Annotated in this window: 17 protein-coding genes; 10 read left to right on the top strand and 7 right to left on the bottom strand. The window is 45.6% G+C overall.

Annotation, left to right across the window (positions count from 1 at the left end; translation table 11 throughout):
• From IH598_16700 to mtnA, 8 genes are all read left to right on the top strand, one after another.
• Positions 1 to 588: fructose-bisphosphatase class III (locus IH598_16700; protein ID MBE0640155.1), on the top strand; the 588-nt coding region annotated here is incomplete at its 5' end.
• Between the two features lie 265 nt (positions 589 to 853).
• Positions 854 to 1,123, top strand: a complete 270-nt coding sequence (gene rpsO / locus IH598_16695) for a 30S ribosomal protein S15 (GenBank protein ID MBE0640154.1) — start codon at positions 854 to 856, stop codon at positions 1,121 to 1,123.
• Between the two features lie 103 nt (positions 1,124 to 1,226).
• On the top strand, positions 1,227 to 3,518 hold the full coding sequence (pnp, locus tag IH598_16690; protein MBE0640153.1) for a polyribonucleotide nucleotidyltransferase: 2,292 nt from the start codon (positions 1,227 to 1,229) through the stop codon (positions 3,516 to 3,518).
• 119 nt (positions 3,519 to 3,637) lie between these two features.
• A complete protein-coding gene (locus IH598_16685) occupies positions 3,638 to 4,507 on the top strand; it encodes an RNA polymerase sigma factor RpoD/SigA (GenBank protein MBE0640152.1) in 870 nt (289 codons plus the stop codon).
• Between the two features lie 120 nt (positions 4,508 to 4,627).
• Positions 4,628 to 5,290: a ribulose-phosphate 3-epimerase gene (locus tag IH598_16680; GenBank protein ID MBE0640151.1), complete on the top strand. Its 663-nt coding sequence runs from the start codon at positions 4,628 to 4,630 to the stop codon at positions 5,288 to 5,290.
• Positions 5,291 to 5,292: 2 nt separating this feature from the next.
• Complete coding sequence (locus tag IH598_16675; protein ID MBE0640150.1) at positions 5,293 to 6,072, top strand: DUF2520 domain-containing protein; 780 nt, start codon at positions 5,293 to 5,295, stop codon at positions 6,070 to 6,072.
• Positions 6,073 to 6,082: 10 nt separating this feature from the next.
• On the top strand, positions 6,083 to 6,610 hold the full coding sequence (locus tag IH598_16670; GenBank protein ID MBE0640149.1) for an HAD hydrolase-like protein: 528 nt from the start codon (positions 6,083 to 6,085) through the stop codon (positions 6,608 to 6,610).
• A gap of 348 nt (positions 6,611 to 6,958) precedes the next feature.
• A complete protein-coding gene (gene mtnA / locus IH598_16665; GenBank protein MBE0640148.1) occupies positions 6,959 to 7,990 on the top strand; it encodes an S-methyl-5-thioribose-1-phosphate isomerase in 1,032 nt (343 codons plus the stop codon).
• Between the two features lie 812 nt (positions 7,991 to 8,802).
• Here mtnA and IH598_16660 read toward each other — a convergent pair.
• The 7 genes from IH598_16660 to IH598_16630 form a co-directional block, all read right to left on the bottom strand.
• The gene (locus tag IH598_16660) at positions 8,803 to 9,528 is read right to left on the bottom strand and encodes a protein-L-isoaspartate(D-aspartate) O-methyltransferase (GenBank protein MBE0640147.1); all 726 of its coding nucleotides are present in this window, start codon (positions 9,526 to 9,528) and stop codon (positions 8,803 to 8,805) included.
• Entirely contained in the window at positions 9,509 to 10,318 is an 810-nt protein-coding gene (locus IH598_16655) for a 5'-nucleotidase, lipoprotein e(P4) family (protein ID MBE0640146.1), read from the bottom strand. The genes IH598_16660 and IH598_16655 overlap by 20 nt, the downstream gene beginning before the upstream one ends.
• Positions 10,319 to 10,332: 14 nt before the next feature.
• Positions 10,333 to 11,712: an MATE family efflux transporter gene (locus tag IH598_16650; GenBank protein ID MBE0640145.1), complete on the bottom strand. Its 1,380-nt coding sequence runs from the start codon at positions 11,710 to 11,712 to the stop codon at positions 10,333 to 10,335.
• 18 nt (positions 11,713 to 11,730) lie between these two features.
• A complete protein-coding gene (locus IH598_16645; GenBank protein MBE0640144.1) occupies positions 11,731 to 13,152 on the bottom strand; it encodes a TrkH family potassium uptake protein in 1,422 nt (473 codons plus the stop codon).
• 84 nt (positions 13,153 to 13,236) lie between these two features.
• Positions 13,237 to 14,577, bottom strand: a complete 1,341-nt coding sequence (gene trkA / locus IH598_16640) for a Trk system potassium transporter TrkA (GenBank protein ID MBE0640143.1) — start codon at positions 14,575 to 14,577, stop codon at positions 13,237 to 13,239.
• Positions 14,578 to 14,628: 51 nt separating this feature from the next.
• Positions 14,629 to 15,426: an amidohydrolase gene (locus IH598_16635; protein ID MBE0640142.1), complete on the bottom strand. Its 798-nt coding sequence runs from the start codon at positions 15,424 to 15,426 to the stop codon at positions 14,629 to 14,631.
• Positions 15,414 to 16,571, bottom strand: coding sequence for an aminotransferase class I/II-fold pyridoxal phosphate-dependent enzyme (locus IH598_16630; protein MBE0640141.1), 1,158 nt, complete (start codon positions 16,569 to 16,571; stop codon positions 15,414 to 15,416). Before IH598_16630 ends, IH598_16635 begins: the two co-directional genes overlap by 13 nt.
• A gap of 126 nt (positions 16,572 to 16,697) precedes the next feature.
• On the opposite strand from IH598_16630, the gene IH598_16625 reads away from it, so the two are divergent.
• Positions 16,698 to 17,888, top strand: a complete 1,191-nt coding sequence (locus IH598_16625; GenBank protein MBE0640140.1) for a phosphoglycerate kinase — start codon at positions 16,698 to 16,700, stop codon at positions 17,886 to 17,888.
• A 412-nt stretch (positions 17,889 to 18,300) separates the two neighbouring features.
• Entirely contained in the window at positions 18,301 to 19,797 is a 1,497-nt protein-coding gene (locus IH598_16620) for a T9SS type A sorting domain-containing protein (GenBank protein ID MBE0640139.1), read from the top strand.
• Positions 19,798 to 19,831 lie beyond the last annotated feature (34 nt).

Genomic DNA, 19,831 nt, shown 5'->3' with positions numbered 1-19,831 from the left:
AAACAGATGGATACCATAGCCCGCGATCATACCTGGTACCTCTGGTGTGGCAAATACTCGCCCATTTTTGGGAAAAAGAAAATGACAACTTTCGAACGTTATTTTATTGCTGAAAAGGAGACCCATACCGAAGAAAAAAATCCCTTCTACAAACTCAACGACAAAGAAGAAACGGTGGTCAGCATACTCAATGAATTCGGACTGCACGCTGAAACAGCACACCTGGTCAATGGGCATGTGCCTGTTAAGGTGAAAGCCGGTGAAAGCCCTATCAAAGCCAACGGAAAATTACTGGTGATTGACGGCGGCATGTCGAAAGCCTATCAGAAAGTGACCGGCATTTCGGGTTATACCTTGATCTACAATTCCTACGGGCTTGTGCTGGTTGCACACCAGGCCTTCGACACCACAAAAAAGGCCATTGAACACGAAACCGATATTTTGTCAAATATTACTTACCTTGAAGCCAATCCAAAGCGTAAAACCGTTGCTGATACTGATGGTGGAGAACTGCTGAGACAACAGATCACAGATCTTGAGATGTTACTGGCAGCTTATCGCAAAGGGTTGGTTAAGGAGATCAGGTAACTTAATTGTTTCCAGCCAGAAAACACTCAGAATTTGATTTTCAACGATTTATTTACCCCGCCCTTCCCAAGGGGATCCCTCCGGGAAAAGGGAGTAAATCGTTGAAAATCATTGCTCCCTTTAGGGTTGGGGCAAACAATGATTTTCAACATTAGGAGTTTTCTGGCAGGAACTAATTAAAAGTTTTATTAAAAAATAATTTTGCCACCTTAAAAGAATGAACTATTTTTGCTGCCCAATATAAAAATGTAAAATTCATCAAAACATGTACTTAACAAGCGAAAAGAAAACAAGTTTGTTTGAGACCTACGGGAAATCAAAAACAGATACCGGATCAGCTGAAGGTCAGATTGCTCTTTTTACACACAGAATCCAACACTTGACAGGTCACCTGAAAAATCAGAAAAAAGACCTGAGTACAAGGCGCTCACTGGTGTTGCTGGTTGGTAAAAGAAGAAGACTTCTTGATTACCTGAAAAGAACAGAAATTGACAGATACAGAAACATTATCAAAGAACTCGGTATCAGGAAATAACTATCGAACAGAACGTATTTATCGAAGAACGAAGGGAGAGGCAATTTTTTCGAATTGCCTTTTTTTATATTTAAACATTCAAAGAACAGATTAACAATAGAATATGTCGAATAACGCAATTATCAAGAGTTTTCAAATGCCGGATGGTAAAGAGATTACCATCGAAACAGGCAGACTTGCACGTCAGGCTGACGGCGCCGTAGTGTTGAGGCAGGGCAACACCATGTTGCTTGCCACCGTAGTGTCAAGTAAAGAAGCCAAGGAAGATGTTGATTTTCTTCCATTAACAGTTGAATATCAGGAAAAATATTCCGCTACAGGGCGCTTTCCCGGCGGTTTTTTCAAACGAGAGGCAAGGCCTTCAGAATATGAGATTCTGATTTCGAGGCTGGTTGACCGCGCCTTAAGGCCATTGTTTCCCGAAGATTACCATGCTGAAACACAGGTGTTGATCACATTGATTTCAGGTGATAAAAATGATGCCCCTGATGCCCTTGCTGCCCTCGCAGCATCTGCTGCCATTGCAGTTTCAGACATTCCGTTCAATGGCCCGATTTCCGAAGTCAGGGTTGCCCGTATCAACGGCCAGCTGGTCATTAATCCACCAGTTGAGAAACTGGAGGAATCGGACATCGACATCATGGTTGCAGCTACCGAAAGAGATATTATGATGGTTGAAGGTGAAATGTCGGAAGTGTCAGAAGCCGACATGCTCGAAGCCATCAAATTTGCCCATGAAACCATCAAACTGCAATGCAAGGCTCAGGTTGAACTGGCTGCAATGGTTGAGAAAGCTCAAACCAAGCGCGTTTATGAGCACGAAACCAACGATGAAGCACTCAAAGCAAAAATGCATGATGAACTCTACTCAAAATGCTACGAAATAGCCGGAATGGGAACAGCCAAACATCAACGTTCAGAGCTATTCAGCGGAGTTATTGAGGAGTTTGTAAAAACATTACCTGAGGAGGAAGCCAAAGATAAAGCCGCAATGATCAAACGGTATTACCACGACATTGAAAAAGAAGCGGTCAGGAATTTTGTATTAACAGAACGCCGCAGGATTGACACCCGCAAACTGGATGAAATTCGTCCAATCTGGTCAGAAGTTGATTTCCTCCCTGCAGCGCATGGATCATCTATCTTTACGCGTGGTGAAACCCAGGCACTGGTAACTGTAACTCTTGGTACGAAGCTCGACAAGCAGGTGATTGACGGTGCTGTTTTTGAAGGCAAAAGTGATTTTATCCTGCATTATAATTTCCCTTCTTTCTCTACTGGTGAAGTCAGATTCAGGGGTGGAACAAGCAGGCGGGAGATCGGTCATGGGAACCTTGCGCTGAGAGCGCTTAAGCCTGTCGTTCCAAGCGGAGAAGCTAACCCTTACACCATCAGGATCGTATCCGATATCCTCGAATCCAACGGTTCATCCTCAATGGCCACTGTGTGCGGCGGTACACTTGCCCTGATGGATGCAGGTGTGAAAATCAAGAAACCCGTATCAGGAATTGCCATGGGATTGATTGCCAGTAAAGATGGCAGCAAATATGCCGTACTTTCCGATATCCTCGGCGATGAAGATCACCTCGGTGATATGGACTTCAAAGTGACAGGTACACGCGATGGCATCACTGCCTGCCAGATGGATATAAAAGTGGACGGATTATCTTACAAAATTTTGGAAGAAGCGCTGGAGCAGGCACTGAGAGGCAGGTTACACATCCTAAACGAAATCGAAAAAACCATCAGCCATCCACGTGAAGACTACAAACCTCATGTTCCGAGAATTGAACAATTAACTGTTCCTAAAGAGTTTATTGGCGCCATTATTGGTCCGGGTGGAAAGATCATCCAGGATATCCAGGCTACAACCAACTCCACTATTGTAATTGAAGAAGTGGGTGATTTTGGCGTTGTAGACATTGTAGCTGTTAACAAAAGCTCAATTGAAGCAGCAAAAGCACGTATCAAAGGCATTATCGCTATTCCTGAAATTGGAGCTACCTACAAAGGAAAAGTCAAGTCGATCATAACCTTCGGTGCAATCGTCGAAATTTTGCCTGGAAAAGAGGGATTGCTTCACATTTCAGAAATTGACTGGCGCAGAATTGCCAACGTGGAAGATGTGATGAAGGTGGGTGATGAGATTGATGTTAAATTGCTTGAAGTAGATGGAAAAACAGGCAAACTGAAGCTTTCGCGCAAGCAGTTACTCCCAAAACCGGAGGGTTATCAGGAGAACACCCGCGAACGTGATGACCGTGGCGGCAGGGATAACCGTGATAACAGGAATTTCAGGGATAACAGAGATAACCGTGATAACAGGGACAATCGCAGCAGAGGCGAGGGTGACGGAGACCGTAATTTCAGACCGGACAGACCTCCAAGAAGATAAAGATTTTTTAAAGTAAAATTTTTCCAGGGATAATCCGGAATATTTTGTTTATGTTTGCCTCTGTGATTGTTTGCACAGATTTGATCTTGTGCAATGATTACAACCATACAAAAAATGGCATGAGGCAACTTAAAATCACCCGTCAGCTCACGTTCAGGGAGACCGTTTCCCTGGATAAGTATTTCCAGGAAATCCGAAGAGAAGACCTGATTTCTGCTGAGGAAGAAGTTACACTTGCCGGTCGTATCAAGATAGGAGACCACGAAGCACTCATTAAGCTCATCAGGGCTAATCTGCGTTTCGTGGTTTCGGTTTCCAAGCAATACCAAAACCAGGGACTGAGCCTGCCCGATCTGATCAGCGAGGGGAATTTAGGACTGATCAAAGCTGCACTTCGATTTGATGAAACACGGGGGTTCAAATTTATCTCCTATGCCGTTTGGTGGGTTCGGCAGTCCATACTCCAGGCACTTGCCGAGCACTCAAGAATGATACGGCTTCCATTAAACAAGGTGATCCTGCTTAATAAGTTACTTAAAAGTTGCATTGAACTTGAACAGCAATTGGACCGATCCCCTGAGCTTCATGAAATAGCTGATTATTTAGGAGTTCCCGTGCGTACAATCAAAGAGCTGATGCGGTTTGCTGAAAAACATATTTCCGTGGATGCACCGCTGGTTTACGACGAAGAAAGTACTATGCTCGATTTGATCAACTCCACCGACCAGCCCTCTCCGGAGCAAAGGCTCATCCTCGAATCATTACGCAAGGAAATTGAATCAGTAATTCAACAACTTACACCCCGTGAAGCCGATGTTATCCGATGCTACTTTGGATTTCAGCAAAGCTACCCGATGACTATGCAGGAAATAGGTGAGCGGTTTGACCTCTCGCGGGAACGTGTTCGGCAGATCAAGGAAACAGCCATTAAAAAGCTCAAAGAGAATGTAAAATGCCAGATTCTCAGGTCGTACCTCGGGGGAGAATGACCTGGTTTTTGGCGTTGTTACCGCAATATAGGTTTACCCAGACTGATTGCACGGGTGACTATGCAAAGTGTGTCCTTCATATCTTTCTTTTTGTACTTTTGTCAACACAAATTATCTTTTATGGCTCATCTGATAGCACCATCTTTACTTTCCGCCGACTTTGGCAATCTGAAGCGGGATATTGACATGCTCAACCACAGCGCAGCTGACTGGATTCATGTGGACGTCATGGACGGGAAGTTCGTTCCCAATATCTCATTCGGACAGCCGGTGATCAGGCAAATCAGAAAACTCACAGATAAACCGCTGGATGTTCACCTGATGATTGTCGAACCGGAACGCTATCTGCAATCCTTCAAAGATTGCGGCGCCGACCTGCTCAGCGTGCACTATGAAGCATCAGTCCATCTGCACCGGACCATTGAAGCTATCACAACACTTGGGATGAAAGCAGGTGTTGTCCTAAATCCCCATTCTAATGTTTTACTTCTCGAAGACATCATAGCAGAGGTGGATTTTGTATTGCTGATGAGTGTGAATCCTGGTTTTGGCGGACAGAAATTCATCGAAAACACGTATTCGAGAATTTCCCGACTTAAGGATCTAATCCTTTCAAAATCGTCACATGCGCTAATTGAAGTGGATGGCGGTGTAAATACCGACAACGCGCAGCGCCTGATTGATTACGGCGCTGATGTGCTGGTGGCCGGGAATGCCATTTTTGCCTCTGACTATCCGGAGCAAACCATCGCACTGCTCAAATCTCTGAAATTATCCAGGTAAATATGCCCATCAACAAAATTGTCCTGATCGGCGCCGGAAGAGTGGCTACTCAAATTGGTAAAGTGTTTCAAAAACACGGCAAAAACATTTCCCAGATTTACAGCCGGACACCTGAATCAGCAAAAGACTTGGCTGTTATGCTTGGGGCGCTGCCCATAAACGACCTTACCAAAATTGATCACAACGCAGACCTCTACATCATTTCTGTTTCGGACGACTCGATTGCCGGAATAGCCACCCATTTATATTTGCCCGGAAAAATAGTTGTCCACACCTCAGGATCGGTGGACATGACTGCGATTCAATCAATTTCAGAAAAATGCGGCGTCTTTTATCCTTTAAACATTTTTTCAAAATCACACGAAACTGATTTTTCCACAACACCGGTCTGCATCGAAGCGCAGGATAAAGAAACAGAGGATGAGCTAACAGAACTTGCCCGGACTATTTCAGGCGATGTGCGTTTGATCAGTTCGCAGCAGCGGGCCGTGATTCATCTTGCGGCGGTTTTTGCCTGCAATTTTACCAACTTTATGATGGTCAACGCCGACGATATTCTTCAGCGTGCCGGAATAGATTTTGATATTTTACTGCCTTTAATCACCGAAACGATTGCCAAACTAAGGGGAACATCTCCTGCTCTTGCCCAAACCGGACCCGCCCTCAGGAACGACTTCAATGTGATCCGGAAACACATCGAAATGCTTAACCATGATCCTGGTAAACAGCTGATGTATGAGCTGATCAGCAAACAAATCAATGATTATTTCACTACAAAATAAAACTGATCTCATGGCCGTAAAGAACTATAAAGAACTACTCAAACACATCACAACGCTGATCTTCGATTATGACGGGGTTTTCACTGATGGGAAGGTGATACTTACTGAAACCGGCGAACAATTACGCACCGCCAATGTGAAGGATGGCTACGCACTGCAACTGGCCGTCAAAAAGGGTTTTCGCCTTGCCGTGATCTCTGGAGGAACTTCCGAAGCCATTCGTCATCGTATGAACGGGCTCCGGATTATGGATGTGTTCATTAAAGTCGAACACAAAATCCAGGTCTATCACGATTACCTGAAAAAACACCAGCTAAAGCCAGAAGAAGTCCTGTTTATGGGTGATGACATTCCCGATTTGCAGATCATGCGGGAGGCTGGTGTAGTGATTTGTCCGGCAGATGCTGCAGAAGAAGTCAAAGCACTTTCCCATTACATCTCTCATCTTAAGGGTGGAGAAGGCTGCGTTCGCGATATCGTCGAGCAGGTGTTGAAGGTGCAGGGGAAATGGCTGAATGATGATGCTTTTATATGGTAGGACTAGGGCAAAGGGCAGAGGGCGGAGAGCAGTGAGCAAAGGGTAGAGGGCAGAAGGCAAAGGGCATGGGGCAAAGGGCATGGGGCATAGAGCTGGGGCATAGAGCATGGGGCAGAAGGCAGAGGGCAAGGGGCAGAGGGCTTAGGAGACGTAACGAAACCTGACAGTCCCGTACACACGGGATTCAGACCGGTCAGGGTTTTAAGGAATAATGTCCGAAGGACTCCTTTGGAGAATATCGAACATGGAATATTGAATGTTGAATAGAAAACCTGACAGTCCCGTACACACGGGATTCAGACCTGTCAGAGTTTTGAGGAATAATGAAAGGGCGTAAGTAATTTTAAAATGAAAATCAACGGAAAAGAGTACAGAACGATATGGATGGAGGGCCGGTCGGTGTTTATGATTGACCAGAACAGGCTGCCTTTTGAGTTTGCCATTTTCAGGTCGGATGATTACCTGGCCACCTGCCGTGCGATTGTTGACATGACCACGCGCGGCGCAGGCGCAATTGGCGCTGCGGCAGGTTTTGCCATGGCGCAGGCATTTCTGATGGCGCCGGCAAAAAATACTGAAGAATTTATTCAGCAGGCAAAAACCGATATCCAACACACAAGACCCACTGCCCGGAATTTGTTTTATGCCGTGGAACTGGTTTTCGAAGCCGGGTTAAAGTCCCCGAAATCCGCCTTCGACATGGCACAGCAGGTTGCTACAAAAGATATTGCCGATTCGAGAGCCATCGGGCAGTTTGGAAATGAGCTGATCCCCGGCAAATGCAATATCCTTACCCATTGCAACGCAGGCTGGCTGGCGTTTGTGGATTATGGCACCGCACTCTCGCCAATCTATACGGCGCATCAGGCAGGTAAAAAAGTTTTTGTGTGGGCTGACGAAACCCGGCCACGCGGACAGGGCGCCCGGCTTACGGCGTGGGAGCTGAACAACGCCGGCGTACCGCATCAAATCGTGCCCGACACAGCCGGCGCATGGCTGATGGCGCAGGGAAAAGTTGACTTGATCATTACCGGCGCCGACCGCATTGCTGCCAACGGCGACACAGCCAACAAGATCGGAACGTTTGAAAAAGCCATCGTGGCTCAATATTTTGGAATCCCGTTCTACATCGCCGCTCCAACCTCCACTTTCGACCTGAATTGTAAAACAGGAAACGATATTGTGATTGAGCAGCGAAGCGATGAAGAAGTGCTTTTTCAATCCGGGACTGACGAAACAGGTGTTGTGCGCAAAATCCGTGTGGCCTCGCCCGGATCAACCGCCATAAACCCGGCTTTTGACATAACTCCGGCAAGTTTGATTATAGGAATAATTACCGAAAAAGGCATCTTAAAACCGGGGCAAAATCCAAAAATTTAGACGTAGTTCTCCCAAATTCACGGAGTGTCTTCTGTTTGGAGTAAATCATGGGAAATTTGGAATATTGAGTGAAAAACATTCACCCGGTGAATCACCTGCAAAAGCCACCGCAGTTTCAGGTTTAGTGGGAGTTTGGTAACATTCACGGGGTGAATTGGAAACCGGGATGAAAGCTTTGCTGCGCAGGCTTTGAGCGGGAGGAGGGGATGGCAACCCCGAGCTTTAATGACCAAAAGTCATAATTAAAAGTCATTACAATGGCCCAAGGCTATTTCTTTATTCACCCGTGAACCACCTGCAAAGTCCACCAATAAGGTAATAAGGTTGATTTTTACAAAACATTTTCTCTACTAAGGTTTTTTTTAGGGATAAGGTTTTCCTTCTCCGAAAAATTGAAAACCTTATTAGCATCCTCAAACCTTAGTAGGATTGAGCAGCCATCAGGCTTTTCAACCTTATCCCGTAGGGATCCCCTCGGGATTACCTTATTTTCAGGTTATACATTCAACAGAGATCATTCAATCCGTGAATCACCTGCAAAAGCCACCGCAGTTTCAGGTTTGGCGGGGGGATGGTATCCTCTCGGGGTGAATTGTTAAATCGTAGTCACCCTGTGAATCGTCTGAAATGTCCACCACGGTTCGAAGCACTGTCGAAGTTTGGTAGCATTCACCGGGTGAATTGGAATATGAAAACCAGTCACCCGGTGAATCATCTGCAAGAACCACCACAGTTTAAAGTTTAGTGATAATTTGAAACTATTCACCGGGTGACTCAGATAATGAATATCGAACATCGGTTATCACAAGCGCTCAGTACTTCCCTCCATCTTCTTTAAGCATCGGCACAAACCGCACTGTCAAAACGGATTCGCGGATGATTTTTCCTTTTCGCTTGCGTAAAAGTACAAGCTCCTGAACTGAATTCTCCTTTCCAACCGGGATAACCATCCTTCCCCCTTCGGACAGTTGATCCTGCAAGGGCTGCGGAATATCCGACGGTGCACAGGTTACGATGATGGCGTCGAAAGGGGCAAATTCAGGCCAGCCTTTATATCCATCACCAATCATTACATGAATATTATCGTAACCCAATTCTGCAAGAAGCTTTTTTGCATTGTTTCCAAGGTGAGCGATAATCTCGACAGTAAAGACGCTATCAACCAATTCGCCGAGGATAGCCGCCTGGTAACCGGAACCAGTTCCGATTTCGAGCACCTTGTCCGTTCTTTTCAGTTCAAGCAACTCGGTCATAAATGCAACCAGCGACGGTTGCGAAATGGTTTGTCCTTCACCGATCGGCAGGGGCTGGTCGCTGTAAGCATAGGCCTGCATATTTTCCGGCACAAAGCGATGGCGTTCAACTTTATACATGGCTTCGATCACTTTAAAATCGGAAACGCCCTGCCCGAGTATATAGTTAGAAACCAGTGCCTCATGTTCAGCCCGGCGGCTGGTGGTCTCTTTTACCTGCCCGCTGCATTGACCAACAAGCAGCAGCACAAGAGATAAAAGACAACTATTCAGCAGGTTTGACATAGCCAAATCCTTTCAGCAATTTGTTGTACAACACAGATTTTTCCTCAGCACTCATTTTGTAATCATAATTATTCAGAGCATTGAGCCAATCTCCATACATGGCATTTGGCAGTACAATAAACCGGCTGCCGAATTCTGCCTGAAGGCTGTCAGTGAGCGCAGCCCTCCTTTCGGTGGTTTGCTTATCGAAAACCTGGTGGAAGTCGGATAAATTATCCCCGATCAGCATGATGATCTTGTATTGCTGACTGATGATTTGCCGGCGGCTTTCCTTTCCTGATTCCGTTGTCTTCAGCAGAAGATGGTCCTCACTCTGAAGTGGAATTTCTTCTTCTGCAAAATTTTCCTTTGTTACTTCACGCAGCGAATCATTACGGTTGGAGACATAAAACACCTGAACCCCATGATCAACAGCTTTCTTAAGAAAATCAACCGCCCCCGGAAGTGCCGGCGCTTGAGCTTTCTGGCACCATTCAGCCCAGCCGGTCGGATAATTGAAATTTTTAATTATGCACTCAGCCTGGTGTGGGCTGTTATCCAGCACAGTTTCGTCCAGATCGAGGACAATGGCCAGAGCGCCTGGGTTTTCATTTTCCAGCAGCGCTTCATCCAACTGCCGCGTTGCAAGGTTGTAGGCCTGATATGACAGCGCCTTCATTTCTGCAGCCTGCTGATGAAAAAGAGTGGCCAGCAGCGCCTCTTTATTGTAGTTTTCAGGATTCCTTTTTGTACATCCAACAGAAACCGTTAAAAGGAAACTTACCATAAATAAATAAACCATTCTTTTCATAATCAATATTTTAATTAAATTATTTTGTTTTGCCATTTTCCAAATTTGAGGTAAAGATAAGAAGAAACACCCAAAGTGACGATGTAAACATATTCTGCAGTCCAGATGACAGGCAACGAAAGCCTGAAATGGAAAGCAATGAGGAAAATATAGATCAGGTAAATAAAAATACACACCACCTCAATCAACAGGGCAGTGCTGGTTCTGGCAGTGCCAGACACACCGCTGAACCAGTTAACGGATAATGCCAAAGGTAACACAGCACCGGTAACGACATACAACACCGATTTTGCCCCCGCAATGAGTTCAGGGTCATCAGTGTAAATTCGGATCAAAAATTCAGGGAAACTTACCGAAATAAGGATCACAACCAAAGTAATCATCGAACTTAGCATGTTCACCTTGCGGACAATAGGAATAACAAGATAGGAAGCCCCGGCGCCGATAGTATTGCTCACCAGCGTATTCACTGAAGAACTAAAGGCCCAGATGTGGATCATGAGTGTCATGTAAAGACTGCGGATAATATTTGAAATGGCCAGCGGGCGCTCACCTGTCTGCTCGATCACCAGGAAAAAAAGAAACCAGCCCACTACGGAGACAAAGTTTTGCAGCATGATAAACACCGAGATGTTCCAGGTTCTTACAATAATGTCCTTGTCAAATTTCGGGAGCCGGAAAATGTGATACTTCCTGTTGACCGGGTCGAAGATCGTGGCAAGGACAAAAAACAAGGAAGCCACCCCTTCGGAAATAACAGAGGCTATTGCCGCGCCGGCGATCCCCATTTCAGGAAAGCCATAATGCCCGAAAATAAGCAGATAATCCAGGGCAACATTCACGATAGCCATGATGGCTGCGCCATAGCCCAGCAGGCTGGTTTTGGTAATCCCAACAAAGTAAGCACGAAATGCCACATTGGTCAGCGCAAACATCACTCCCCACATCCTGATGTTCAGGTAAATTACAGACGATTCGTAAATCGCATCAGAGGAAATAAAGTATTTCAGGAAAATAGTGGAAAACAAATAATTAAGCAGGATCAACACCACACTCATCAACACAAAGAAGTACATTGTATGGTCGAAAATCTTTCCGACCTGACTAAATCGCTGCTCACCATTACGTCTGGCCATCAGTATCTGAGCCCCTGTACCAAAGCCAAATCCCAGCATAAACAATGAAAAATAGAACAGCCCGCCGATAGCTGAAGCGCCGAGTTCCACTTCTCCAACTCTTCCAAGAAATGCCGTATCAATCACCGTGATGATATTTTGGGCAATGATGCTAAGGATAATTGGATAGGATAAATTCCAGATATTTCGGTATGTAGGTAAGGATTGCAACTCAGGTTTGTGTTTTGGCGCAAAAATAATCTTTTGACTGGTTGCCAATCGTATTAACCGGCAATTTTATCTCCTCCAGAAAGCAGGCGAAAAGAGAATAAGTACGGTAAAAAACTCCAGCCTTCCAAGCAGCATTAAAAAGGAGAGGAACCATTTACCCAGATCTGGGATAATGGTGAAGTTAAAAACCGGTCCAACCTTTCCAATGCCCGGGCCGATATTACCGAGTGAGGCTATAGAAGCACCTATGGCCGTATCAAAATCGAGTCCAAGCATGGACATCACAAAAACCCCAAAGGCAAAAACAAGCATATAAATCAGGAAGAAAGCGAGTACTCTTAAAATGATTTCCTGTGATACAGGCTTACCATTCATCCTAACCGGGATAACGGCCTGAGGATGCAATAATCGCTTCAGTTCAAGCAAGCTGTTTTTCAGCAATAGCATTTGCCTTACCACTTTTACCCCACCACCCGTTGATCCGGCACTTCCCCCGATAAACATCAGCATGAAAATGATAAACCACAATGCCCCGGGCCACATCAGGTAATCAGCAGTAACAAAGCCTGTGGTGGTCATTATTGACACCACAGTAAATACCGCCTCCCGAAATGAGAGTTCTGGTGTGGCGAAATTTGTCAATACGAGTACTGTAGCAATCACCACTGTGGATAAAACAATGGCGAAAACATAATAGCGGAATTCTTCATTACGAAAAACATCCCTCAGACGACCATGAAGTGCCATATAGTGCAGGGTAAAATTTACCCCGGCAAGAAACATAAACACGGTGATCACATACTGAAGGTAGGGTGAAAAGCTTGCAATGCTGTCATTCTTTGTCGAAAAGCCGCCTGTCGCCATAGTTGCAAAGGCATGCGTAAGGCTGTCGAATAGATCGAGTCCGCCAAGCATCATCAGTAGGGTCTGGGCAAAAGTCAACAGGAAATAAATGCCCCAAAGACGTTTTGCCGTCTGCGTAATTCGTGGGTGCAACTTATCCGGTGTTGGGCCGGGAACTTCGGCAATAAAAAGTTGCATTCCGCCAATACCCAGAAAAGGAAGGATAGCCAATGACAAAACGATAATTCCCATACCCCCGATCCAATGAGTAGTAGCCCGCCAGAAGAGCAATCCCTTTGGAACCGCTTCTATGTCAGTCAGGATAGTGGCGCCGGTGGTGGTAAAGCCTGACATTGTCTCGAAAAATGCATCGGTAAAATCAGGTATGCTACCGTTTAGTATAAAAGGCAATGCTCCAAAAACTGAGATGACCACCCATGCTGAAGAAACGATAATGTAACCTTCGCGCTTGCCAATGGATTCGCGCATGGCTTTCCCATTGACAAAATAAAGTATTGTACCTGTGAGAAAACAAATCAAAGATGATATGACCAAGGGCCAGAAATCATAATTTACATCAAACAACCCCCAGTTGAACAATCCGGCACTTCCATAATACCAGGAAAAAGGCAAAGACAATAGCATGAAGAATCCCTCAATCACAAGGAGAATCCCAATGATCTGAAAAATGATTCTGCTATTGATATGTTTTCGGATATACATAAATGTCTATCTGAAAAACCGGTCTACTTTATGGATTACTGTTGGCAGCGAAAAAACAATCACTTTATCACCATCTTTGATTCTGAAATTACCAACGGCAATATGACTTTCTTCACCCCTGATAATGCCCCCGATGATAGCATCGGTGGGGAAATTGAGCTTTCGGATGGGTCTTAGTGTAATTTCAGATTTATCTTTGACCACAAACTCGAAAACTTCAGCATCAATACCATGAAGCACTTTGTTCGAAATGATCTCCGATCGCATGGTAAACCGCGCTATGTAACTGGCAGTGATGAGCTTTTTATTAATCACTGTATCTATTCCGATGTTCTGGGAAATGTCGATATAATCAATATTCTCAACCAGGGCGATGGTTTTCTTAACACCAAATTTTCGTGCATGAAGACAAGTCAGAATATTGGTTTCCGAGCTGTCGGTTACGGCAATAAACGCATCCATACTTTCGATGTCTTCATTCTGTAACAGGTTAATGTCGCGTGCATCACCATTGATGATCAGCACATTTTCAAGCTCATCACTCAATTCATGGGTACGCTCACGGTCAATTTCAATCAGCTTGATCTTATGTGAACTTTGTAGCCTTCTGCATGTTTTACGGCCAATCCTTCCACCACCGACAACCATCACATTGTTGATTTTGAACTCCTCTTTACCGCCAAGTTCAAGAAGCGTCTTAATTCCGTCGGGCTTTGTAACAACATAGGTCAGGTCGTTCACCATGAATTGGTCATGCCCTCGCGGGATGATGGTTTTCCCGTTGCGATGAATGGCTACTGCCCTGAAATCGAGATAAGGAAATTCACCGGCGATCTGGTCGAGTGTTTTCCCAATGACTAAAGCGTTCTGGTCGAGTTTAATAAGGAAAAGCAACAATTTCCCACCCGAAAATTCAAATGTTTCGGTTGCAGCCGATCGCTCAAGCAACGCCACCACTTCCTCCGCAGCAAGTCGCTCGGGGCACACCAGGTGATCCACCCCCAATGAACGGAAGAGTACCTGGTTTTCAGGTTCAAGAAATTCCGTGTTGTTTACACGGGCAATGGTTTTCCGGGCGCCCAGTTTTTTTCCGATGATACTGGTCATCAGATTCACATTCTCATCATGAACAACTGAGATAAGCAGGTCAGCACGTTTTACGCTGGCGCGCTCGAGCACCGAAATACAGGTTGAGTCTCCGGCAATGGTCATCAGGTCGGAGTTCGACTCCACCATCTTGAGCAGATCGCTATGCGGATCAACTACCGTAATGTCGTGATGCTCATCGGTTAGGAGCTTAGCAAGATGAAAGCCAACCTCCCCATCCCCCGCAATAATAATTTTCATTGTCGTACATCAAAATTGAGCGCGAAAGTAGGTATTTTTTGGTGAGTGGGATTATTTGTGTTTCATCTCAAACTCATCCCAATCCAGTCCGACAGTGAAAGACTGGCGGAATTCATGCAGTTCTCTTTTGGATAGGGTTGCTGTGATGATCTGGTCAGCGCTGGGATTTGCCTTTGTGATGACCTGCCCTTGCGGATCAAGGATGGCTGAGTCGCCGGTGTGGGCAAGTCCGTTGCCATCGTCACCAACCCTGTTCACTGCAGCAACATACGCCTGGTTTTCGATGGCGCGGGCAATCAGCAGATGATTCCAGGCGTATTGGCGCACAGCCGGCCAGTTGGCAATGCAGAGGATAAGGTCATATTCGTAGCTTTGGTCAATAAAGCGGTTTTTGATCCAGACCGGAAAACGCAGGTCGTAACAGATCAAAGGGAGAATGTTCCAGCCTTTCAGGTGAAAAATCATCCTTTCGCTGCCAGCAGTGAATACCTTAAACTCCTCCCCCAGCCTGAAAAGGTGCCGTTTATCGTAAGAATCGAAGGCGCCTTCGGGGTGTACCCAGTAAAGCCGGTTGTAGAAGCGGCCATCCATTTCGGTGAGGATGCTGCCGGTGATGACACAGTTCAGATCAACTGCTTTTTGTTGCAGCCATTTCAACGATTTGCCATCAGGCTTTTCAGCAATCTTTTTGGGATTCATGGAAAAACCGGTGTTAAACATTTCGGGCAGCATGACCAGGTCGGCGCCCAGGGGGATCGCATTCAGTTTTTGGTCAAAAGCGGCAAGGTTGGCATCCACATCTTCCCAAACCAGCGAAGATTGAACCAGGGCAATGTTTAAATCCTGCATAAAATTTCGGCTGCTTGTTGGAGGGTTTCTTCTTTTTTGGCGAAGCAGAAGCGAAGAATTTTATCGTCACGACCGTTCATAAAGAAAGGAGAGAGCGGGATTGAAGCGAGTTTATAATCCACAGTCATCCGCCGTGCAAACTCAACATCGGCCTCATCGGTAATGGTGCTATAGTCGAGGCACTGGAAATAAGTTCCAAAACAGGGGATGGGCTTAAAGCGTGATGTTTTGATAAGATCAAGAAACTTGTCCCTCTTTTGCTGAAAAAATACCGGAAGGTTTTGGTAGTTTCCGGCATCCTGCAAAAAATCGGCGATGGCCATCTGAATGGGCGTATTCACTGCAAAAACAACCCATTGGTGTACTTTCCTGAACTCGCGCATCAGGTTTTCAGGCGCCAGCACAAAGCCTACTTTCCAGCCTGTGGCGTGAAAGGTTTTGCCAAAAGATCCAATGGCAAGGCTGCGTGAAGCCAGGTCGGGAAAGCGACAGACGCTTTGATGCTGCAAACCATCGAAGATCAGATGTTCATACACTTCGTCGCTCAGCACAATGATATCCGTGTTTAAGGTGATGCGCTGTAACTGGATCAGGTCGCTTTCGCTGAGCACAGCGCCGGTTGGGTTATGCGGCGTGTTGATGATGATCATTTTGGTGCGGTTGGTCATCAGTCGGGCAAGATGCGGCCAGTTAATCGTGTAATTGGGCATTTCCATCTGGGCATACTTCACATGACCGCCATTCACCCTCACCGCCGGGGCATAGGAATCATAAGCGGGCTCGAAAATGATCACTTCGTCCTCGTCCCGGACAAACGCCGAAATAGCTGTGTAGAGCGCCTGCGTAGCCCCTGCCGTGATGTTGATCTCAAGGTCAGGATCGTATAAAATTCCGTGATCTTTTTTCACTTTCTTCGAAATTGCCTGCCTGAGTGCCGGAATCCCGGGCATGGGTGCATACTGGTTATGGCCGGCCTTCATATAATGATGCACACGATCAATCAGGTCGGTTGAAATCCCGAAATCAGGAAAGCCTTGTGAGAGATTGATGGCGCCATGATCAGCCGCCATTTTCGACATGATGGCAAAGATGGATTGCTCGGTGTTGGGAAGTTTACTTTTTAAATTGCCTGGGTAATGCATCATTTACAGTTTTTTGCAAAAATAATATTCCTCACGACAACGAGTGGGGTCATATTACGTTGTCTTACTCACCATTATGGAACCATTTGGTTAACTATCTTTGCAAACGCAATTTTAAAACTAAAATTAATGAAGACAATTGATAATCTGAATTTTAACAACCTGAAAGCGATAATCAGGGTTGATTTTAACGTTCCGCTGAACGAGAAATTTGAAGTGACCGATACCAACCGGATTGATGCTGCCATCCCAACCATCAAAAAAATCCAGAAGGATGGTGGTATGGTGATTTTGATGTCGCATCTCGGCAGGCCAAAAACCGGTCCTGAGGATAAGTTTTCTCTTCGTCACCTTCTCCCGGTACTCTCTGAAAAGCTTGGTACAGCAGTAAAATTCGCCGGTGACTGCATTGGTGAAGAAGCGGTAAAAATGGCCGCAGCCATGAAAAGCGGCGAGGTGCTCCTGCTCGAAAACCTCAGGTTTTACAAGGAAGAAGAAAAAGGGAATGAAGATTTTGCCCAAAAGCTGGCCCGCCTTGCCGATGTGTATGTAAATGACGCCTTTGGCACTGCACACCGTGCCCATGCCTCCACAGCCATCATTGCTAAGTTCTTCCCGAAAGACAAATATTTCGGATACGTGATGGCCAACGAACTGGCACACATCAACAAGGTGATGAAAGAGCCCGGGCGCCCGTTCACAGCCATCCTCGGCGGTGCAAAGGTTTCCGGAAAAATCGAGATCATCAGGAATTTGCTGGACAAGGTGGATAACCTGATTATCGGCGGTGGAATGATGTTCACCTTTATCAAAGCGACAGGAGGCTATGTTGGAAATTCGCTGATCGAAGATGATCTGATCGAAACGGCAAAACAGGCCATCAGCGACGCCAAATCTAAAGGTGTTAAGTTACTGATCCCCGAAGACGCCATCATAGCCGACAAATTTGATAACGAAGCCAACAGGAAAAGCTGCCCTTCTGACGAAATACCCGACGGCTGGATGGGACTTGATATTGGAGAACATACGCGTAAAAAATTCATCGAAGTGATCGACAATTCAAAAACGATCCTCTGGAACGGCCCAATGGGTGTTTTTGAAATGCCCAATTTTGCAGCTGGTACCGAACAGATCGCTCATGCCATTGCCGACGCCACCTCAAAAGGTGCTTTTTCGTTAATCGGAGGTGGCGACTCAGTTGCAGCCATCAACCAGTATAATCTTGGCGACAAAGTCAGTTACGTATCAACAGGCGGCGGCGCCATGCTCGAGTTTATCGAAGGCAAAGAACTGCCAGGCGTAACAGCTATTGAAGGGTAGACAGACGACTCTTCACTTCCCTGCCTGAAATGGTGGAAATGTCCATAAGTTGGCAAAATAATCAACCTGATAGGTCTCCTGCGACATAAATAACGGGGACCCGTCAGGTTTTTTTTTGATCATTGTTAAAGCTGTGATTCGTACACCAAATTTGAACTTAAATTGACCCAAACACAAGCCCAGATTATTGAAGTAAATGCTAAAAGGCATGACCAATTGGGGTTGCAATTCACGGTGCTTTTTTGGTTCAGGCTCCATTAAAAGTCGAATCTGTTGTTTTCAGCTCCAGCTTGCCTGATAAAATCAAATATCCTATTTCTGCTCCCCACATCGAAATCAATACAGGACTATCAAATTGAACCCATCAGGCAGTTTATGTGTTTGGGATAGTGAATTACCAAAACGACCTGATATGAAAATACTTTTTACTGTTACATTCCTTTTCGTATTTGTCGAATCCGTCAGCAGCCAGCAATTCCTTTGGGCTGATTCCTACGACATTTCAAATTGTAATGAGGTTGCGGCACTCGCTGTGGATGCCGACAGCAATGTGTACATCACCGGAATTCATAACGCTCCTGTAACATTGCCATTCAAGGGTGATGCATACCTCCTGAAAACCTCATTCAACGGTGAAGTGCTCAGGACCGATTCCCTGCTCGGGGAGTTGCTGATTGGCGATATGGCAACTGTAGGAACCGATGTTCTGATCGTAGGACAATCTTATGGCGACTTTGAGTATCGCGATGAATTTTACGGATCGGGTCAATATTTTATGTTCATGTTGATGCTTGACGCAGATGGCAACAGAAAATGGTATTTTTCGGATGAAAGCAAATCGGGAACGTATGCCAATATCTCGGTCGGTAACACCAGCGACATCGCCGTACACATACGCAGCCAGTCGAACCTGGCAGACTGGATACTGATTATGGACAATGACGGGAACATCCTTAAATCGAGAGTGATATCCCCTTCATTCACACTCGTCTCGGATATTGCATTTTACGACAACAAACTTTATTTTAACGGTGGTTTTAATGGCCCGGGATCGGTAACGGTAGATACTATCCTGATCCAGTTGCCTCCAACACAGAACGCTTCAATCACTATGGGATTCGATGAGGATTTAATTGCCCAATGGCTTTTTACTGATGAAACGTTTAGTAACATCACCGGGCGGATTGTAGCAAACGATAGCGGCCTGTTTGTTTACGAACAGGTGGTTGAAGGAGGATTTACTCCGAAAAATACCTTGAAGAAATTCAGTTTTGGCGGTCAGCTAATCGACGAAGCTCAAATCTCATTTTTCAGCAATACTTCCAGTATACGTGCCGATATGGTGAGTACACCCTCCATGATCGGGCTTTTTCCCCGCAATTCCTTCAATAATCAAAGTCATAAGGTCATGCTATTCAATCACAACCTCGGTATTGAAACCGAAAAAGTGATAAACGGCCCATCCTCCCCATATCCTGGACAGATTGCCGCCCTTGGCGACAAAATTTTTGTTTCACATATCCACAGCGGACAATTAAATTTCGACAATGAACTGATCCTGCCTTATTCCGGCGCCGGTCAGAAGCCTTACATTGCAGGTCTTGACGATCCGACAGTTACCGGCATTACCCAAAAACTTCTCACTGAAACTGACATTTTTATCTATCCTAATCCCGCGGCGGACTGGGTTAGCATAAAATTGGCCAATAGCAATTATTACAGCGGACGTTTTGAAATTTACAACATCCATGGATTAACCATAATCAGCGGCAAACTTCACTCCAAAGAGCAAAGGGTGGATTTGAACGGGCTTGCAGCCGGAATATATTCATGCAATATCCTTCTCAGGAATACAACCACGGGAGAGGAGCGGGCTTTTGCCCAAAAGCTGATGGTGGTGAGAAATTGATCTTTTTACTAACCTTGCTTTTGTACTACGAAAT

The organism is Bacteroidales bacterium (assembly GCA_014860585.1).
Taxonomy (GTDB): Bacteria; Bacteroidota; Bacteroidia; order Bacteroidales; family 4484-276; genus RZYY01.
Note: the sequence above shows the minus strand (reverse complement) of the source record. Positions and strands in the feature narration are given on the sequence as shown.

Coding starts and splice junctions, on each gene's coding strand:
- IH598_16660 (MBE0640147.1), bottom strand. CDS start 9,528: ATGTCAAACCTGCTGAATAGTTGTCTTTTATCTCTTGTGCTGCTGCTT.
- IH598_16635 (MBE0640142.1), bottom strand. CDS start 15,426: ATGCAGGATTTAAACATTGCCCTGGTTCAATCTTCGCTGGTTTGGGAA.
- IH598_16655 (MBE0640146.1), bottom strand. CDS start 10,318: ATGAAAAGAATGGTTTATTTATTTATGGTAAGTTTCCTTTTAACGGTT.
- IH598_16670 (MBE0640149.1), top strand. CDS start 6,083: ATGGCCGTAAAGAACTATAAAGAACTACTCAAACACATCACAACGCTG.
- IH598_16620 (MBE0640139.1), top strand. CDS start 18,301: ATGAAAATACTTTTTACTGTTACATTCCTTTTCGTATTTGTCGAATCC.
- IH598_16630 (MBE0640141.1), bottom strand. CDS start 16,571: ATGATGCATTACCCAGGCAATTTAAAAAGTAAACTTCCCAACACCGAG.
- pnp (MBE0640153.1), top strand. CDS start 1,227: ATGTCGAATAACGCAATTATCAAGAGTTTTCAAATGCCGGATGGTAAA.
- IH598_16645 (MBE0640144.1), bottom strand. CDS start 13,152: ATGCTATTGTCTTTGCCTTTTTCCTGGTATTATGGAAGTGCCGGATTG.
- trkA (MBE0640143.1), bottom strand. CDS start 14,577: ATGAAAATTATTATTGCGGGGGATGGGGAGGTTGGCTTTCATCTTGCT.
- IH598_16685 (MBE0640152.1), top strand. CDS start 3,638: ATGAGGCAACTTAAAATCACCCGTCAGCTCACGTTCAGGGAGACCGTT.
- IH598_16680 (MBE0640151.1), top strand. CDS start 4,628: ATGGCTCATCTGATAGCACCATCTTTACTTTCCGCCGACTTTGGCAAT.
- rpsO (MBE0640154.1), top strand. CDS start 854: ATGTACTTAACAAGCGAAAAGAAAACAAGTTTGTTTGAGACCTACGGG.
- IH598_16675 (MBE0640150.1), top strand. CDS start 5,293: ATGCCCATCAACAAAATTGTCCTGATCGGCGCCGGAAGAGTGGCTACT.
- IH598_16625 (MBE0640140.1), top strand. CDS start 16,698: ATGAAGACAATTGATAATCTGAATTTTAACAACCTGAAAGCGATAATC.
- mtnA (MBE0640148.1), top strand. CDS start 6,959: ATGAAAATCAACGGAAAAGAGTACAGAACGATATGGATGGAGGGCCGG.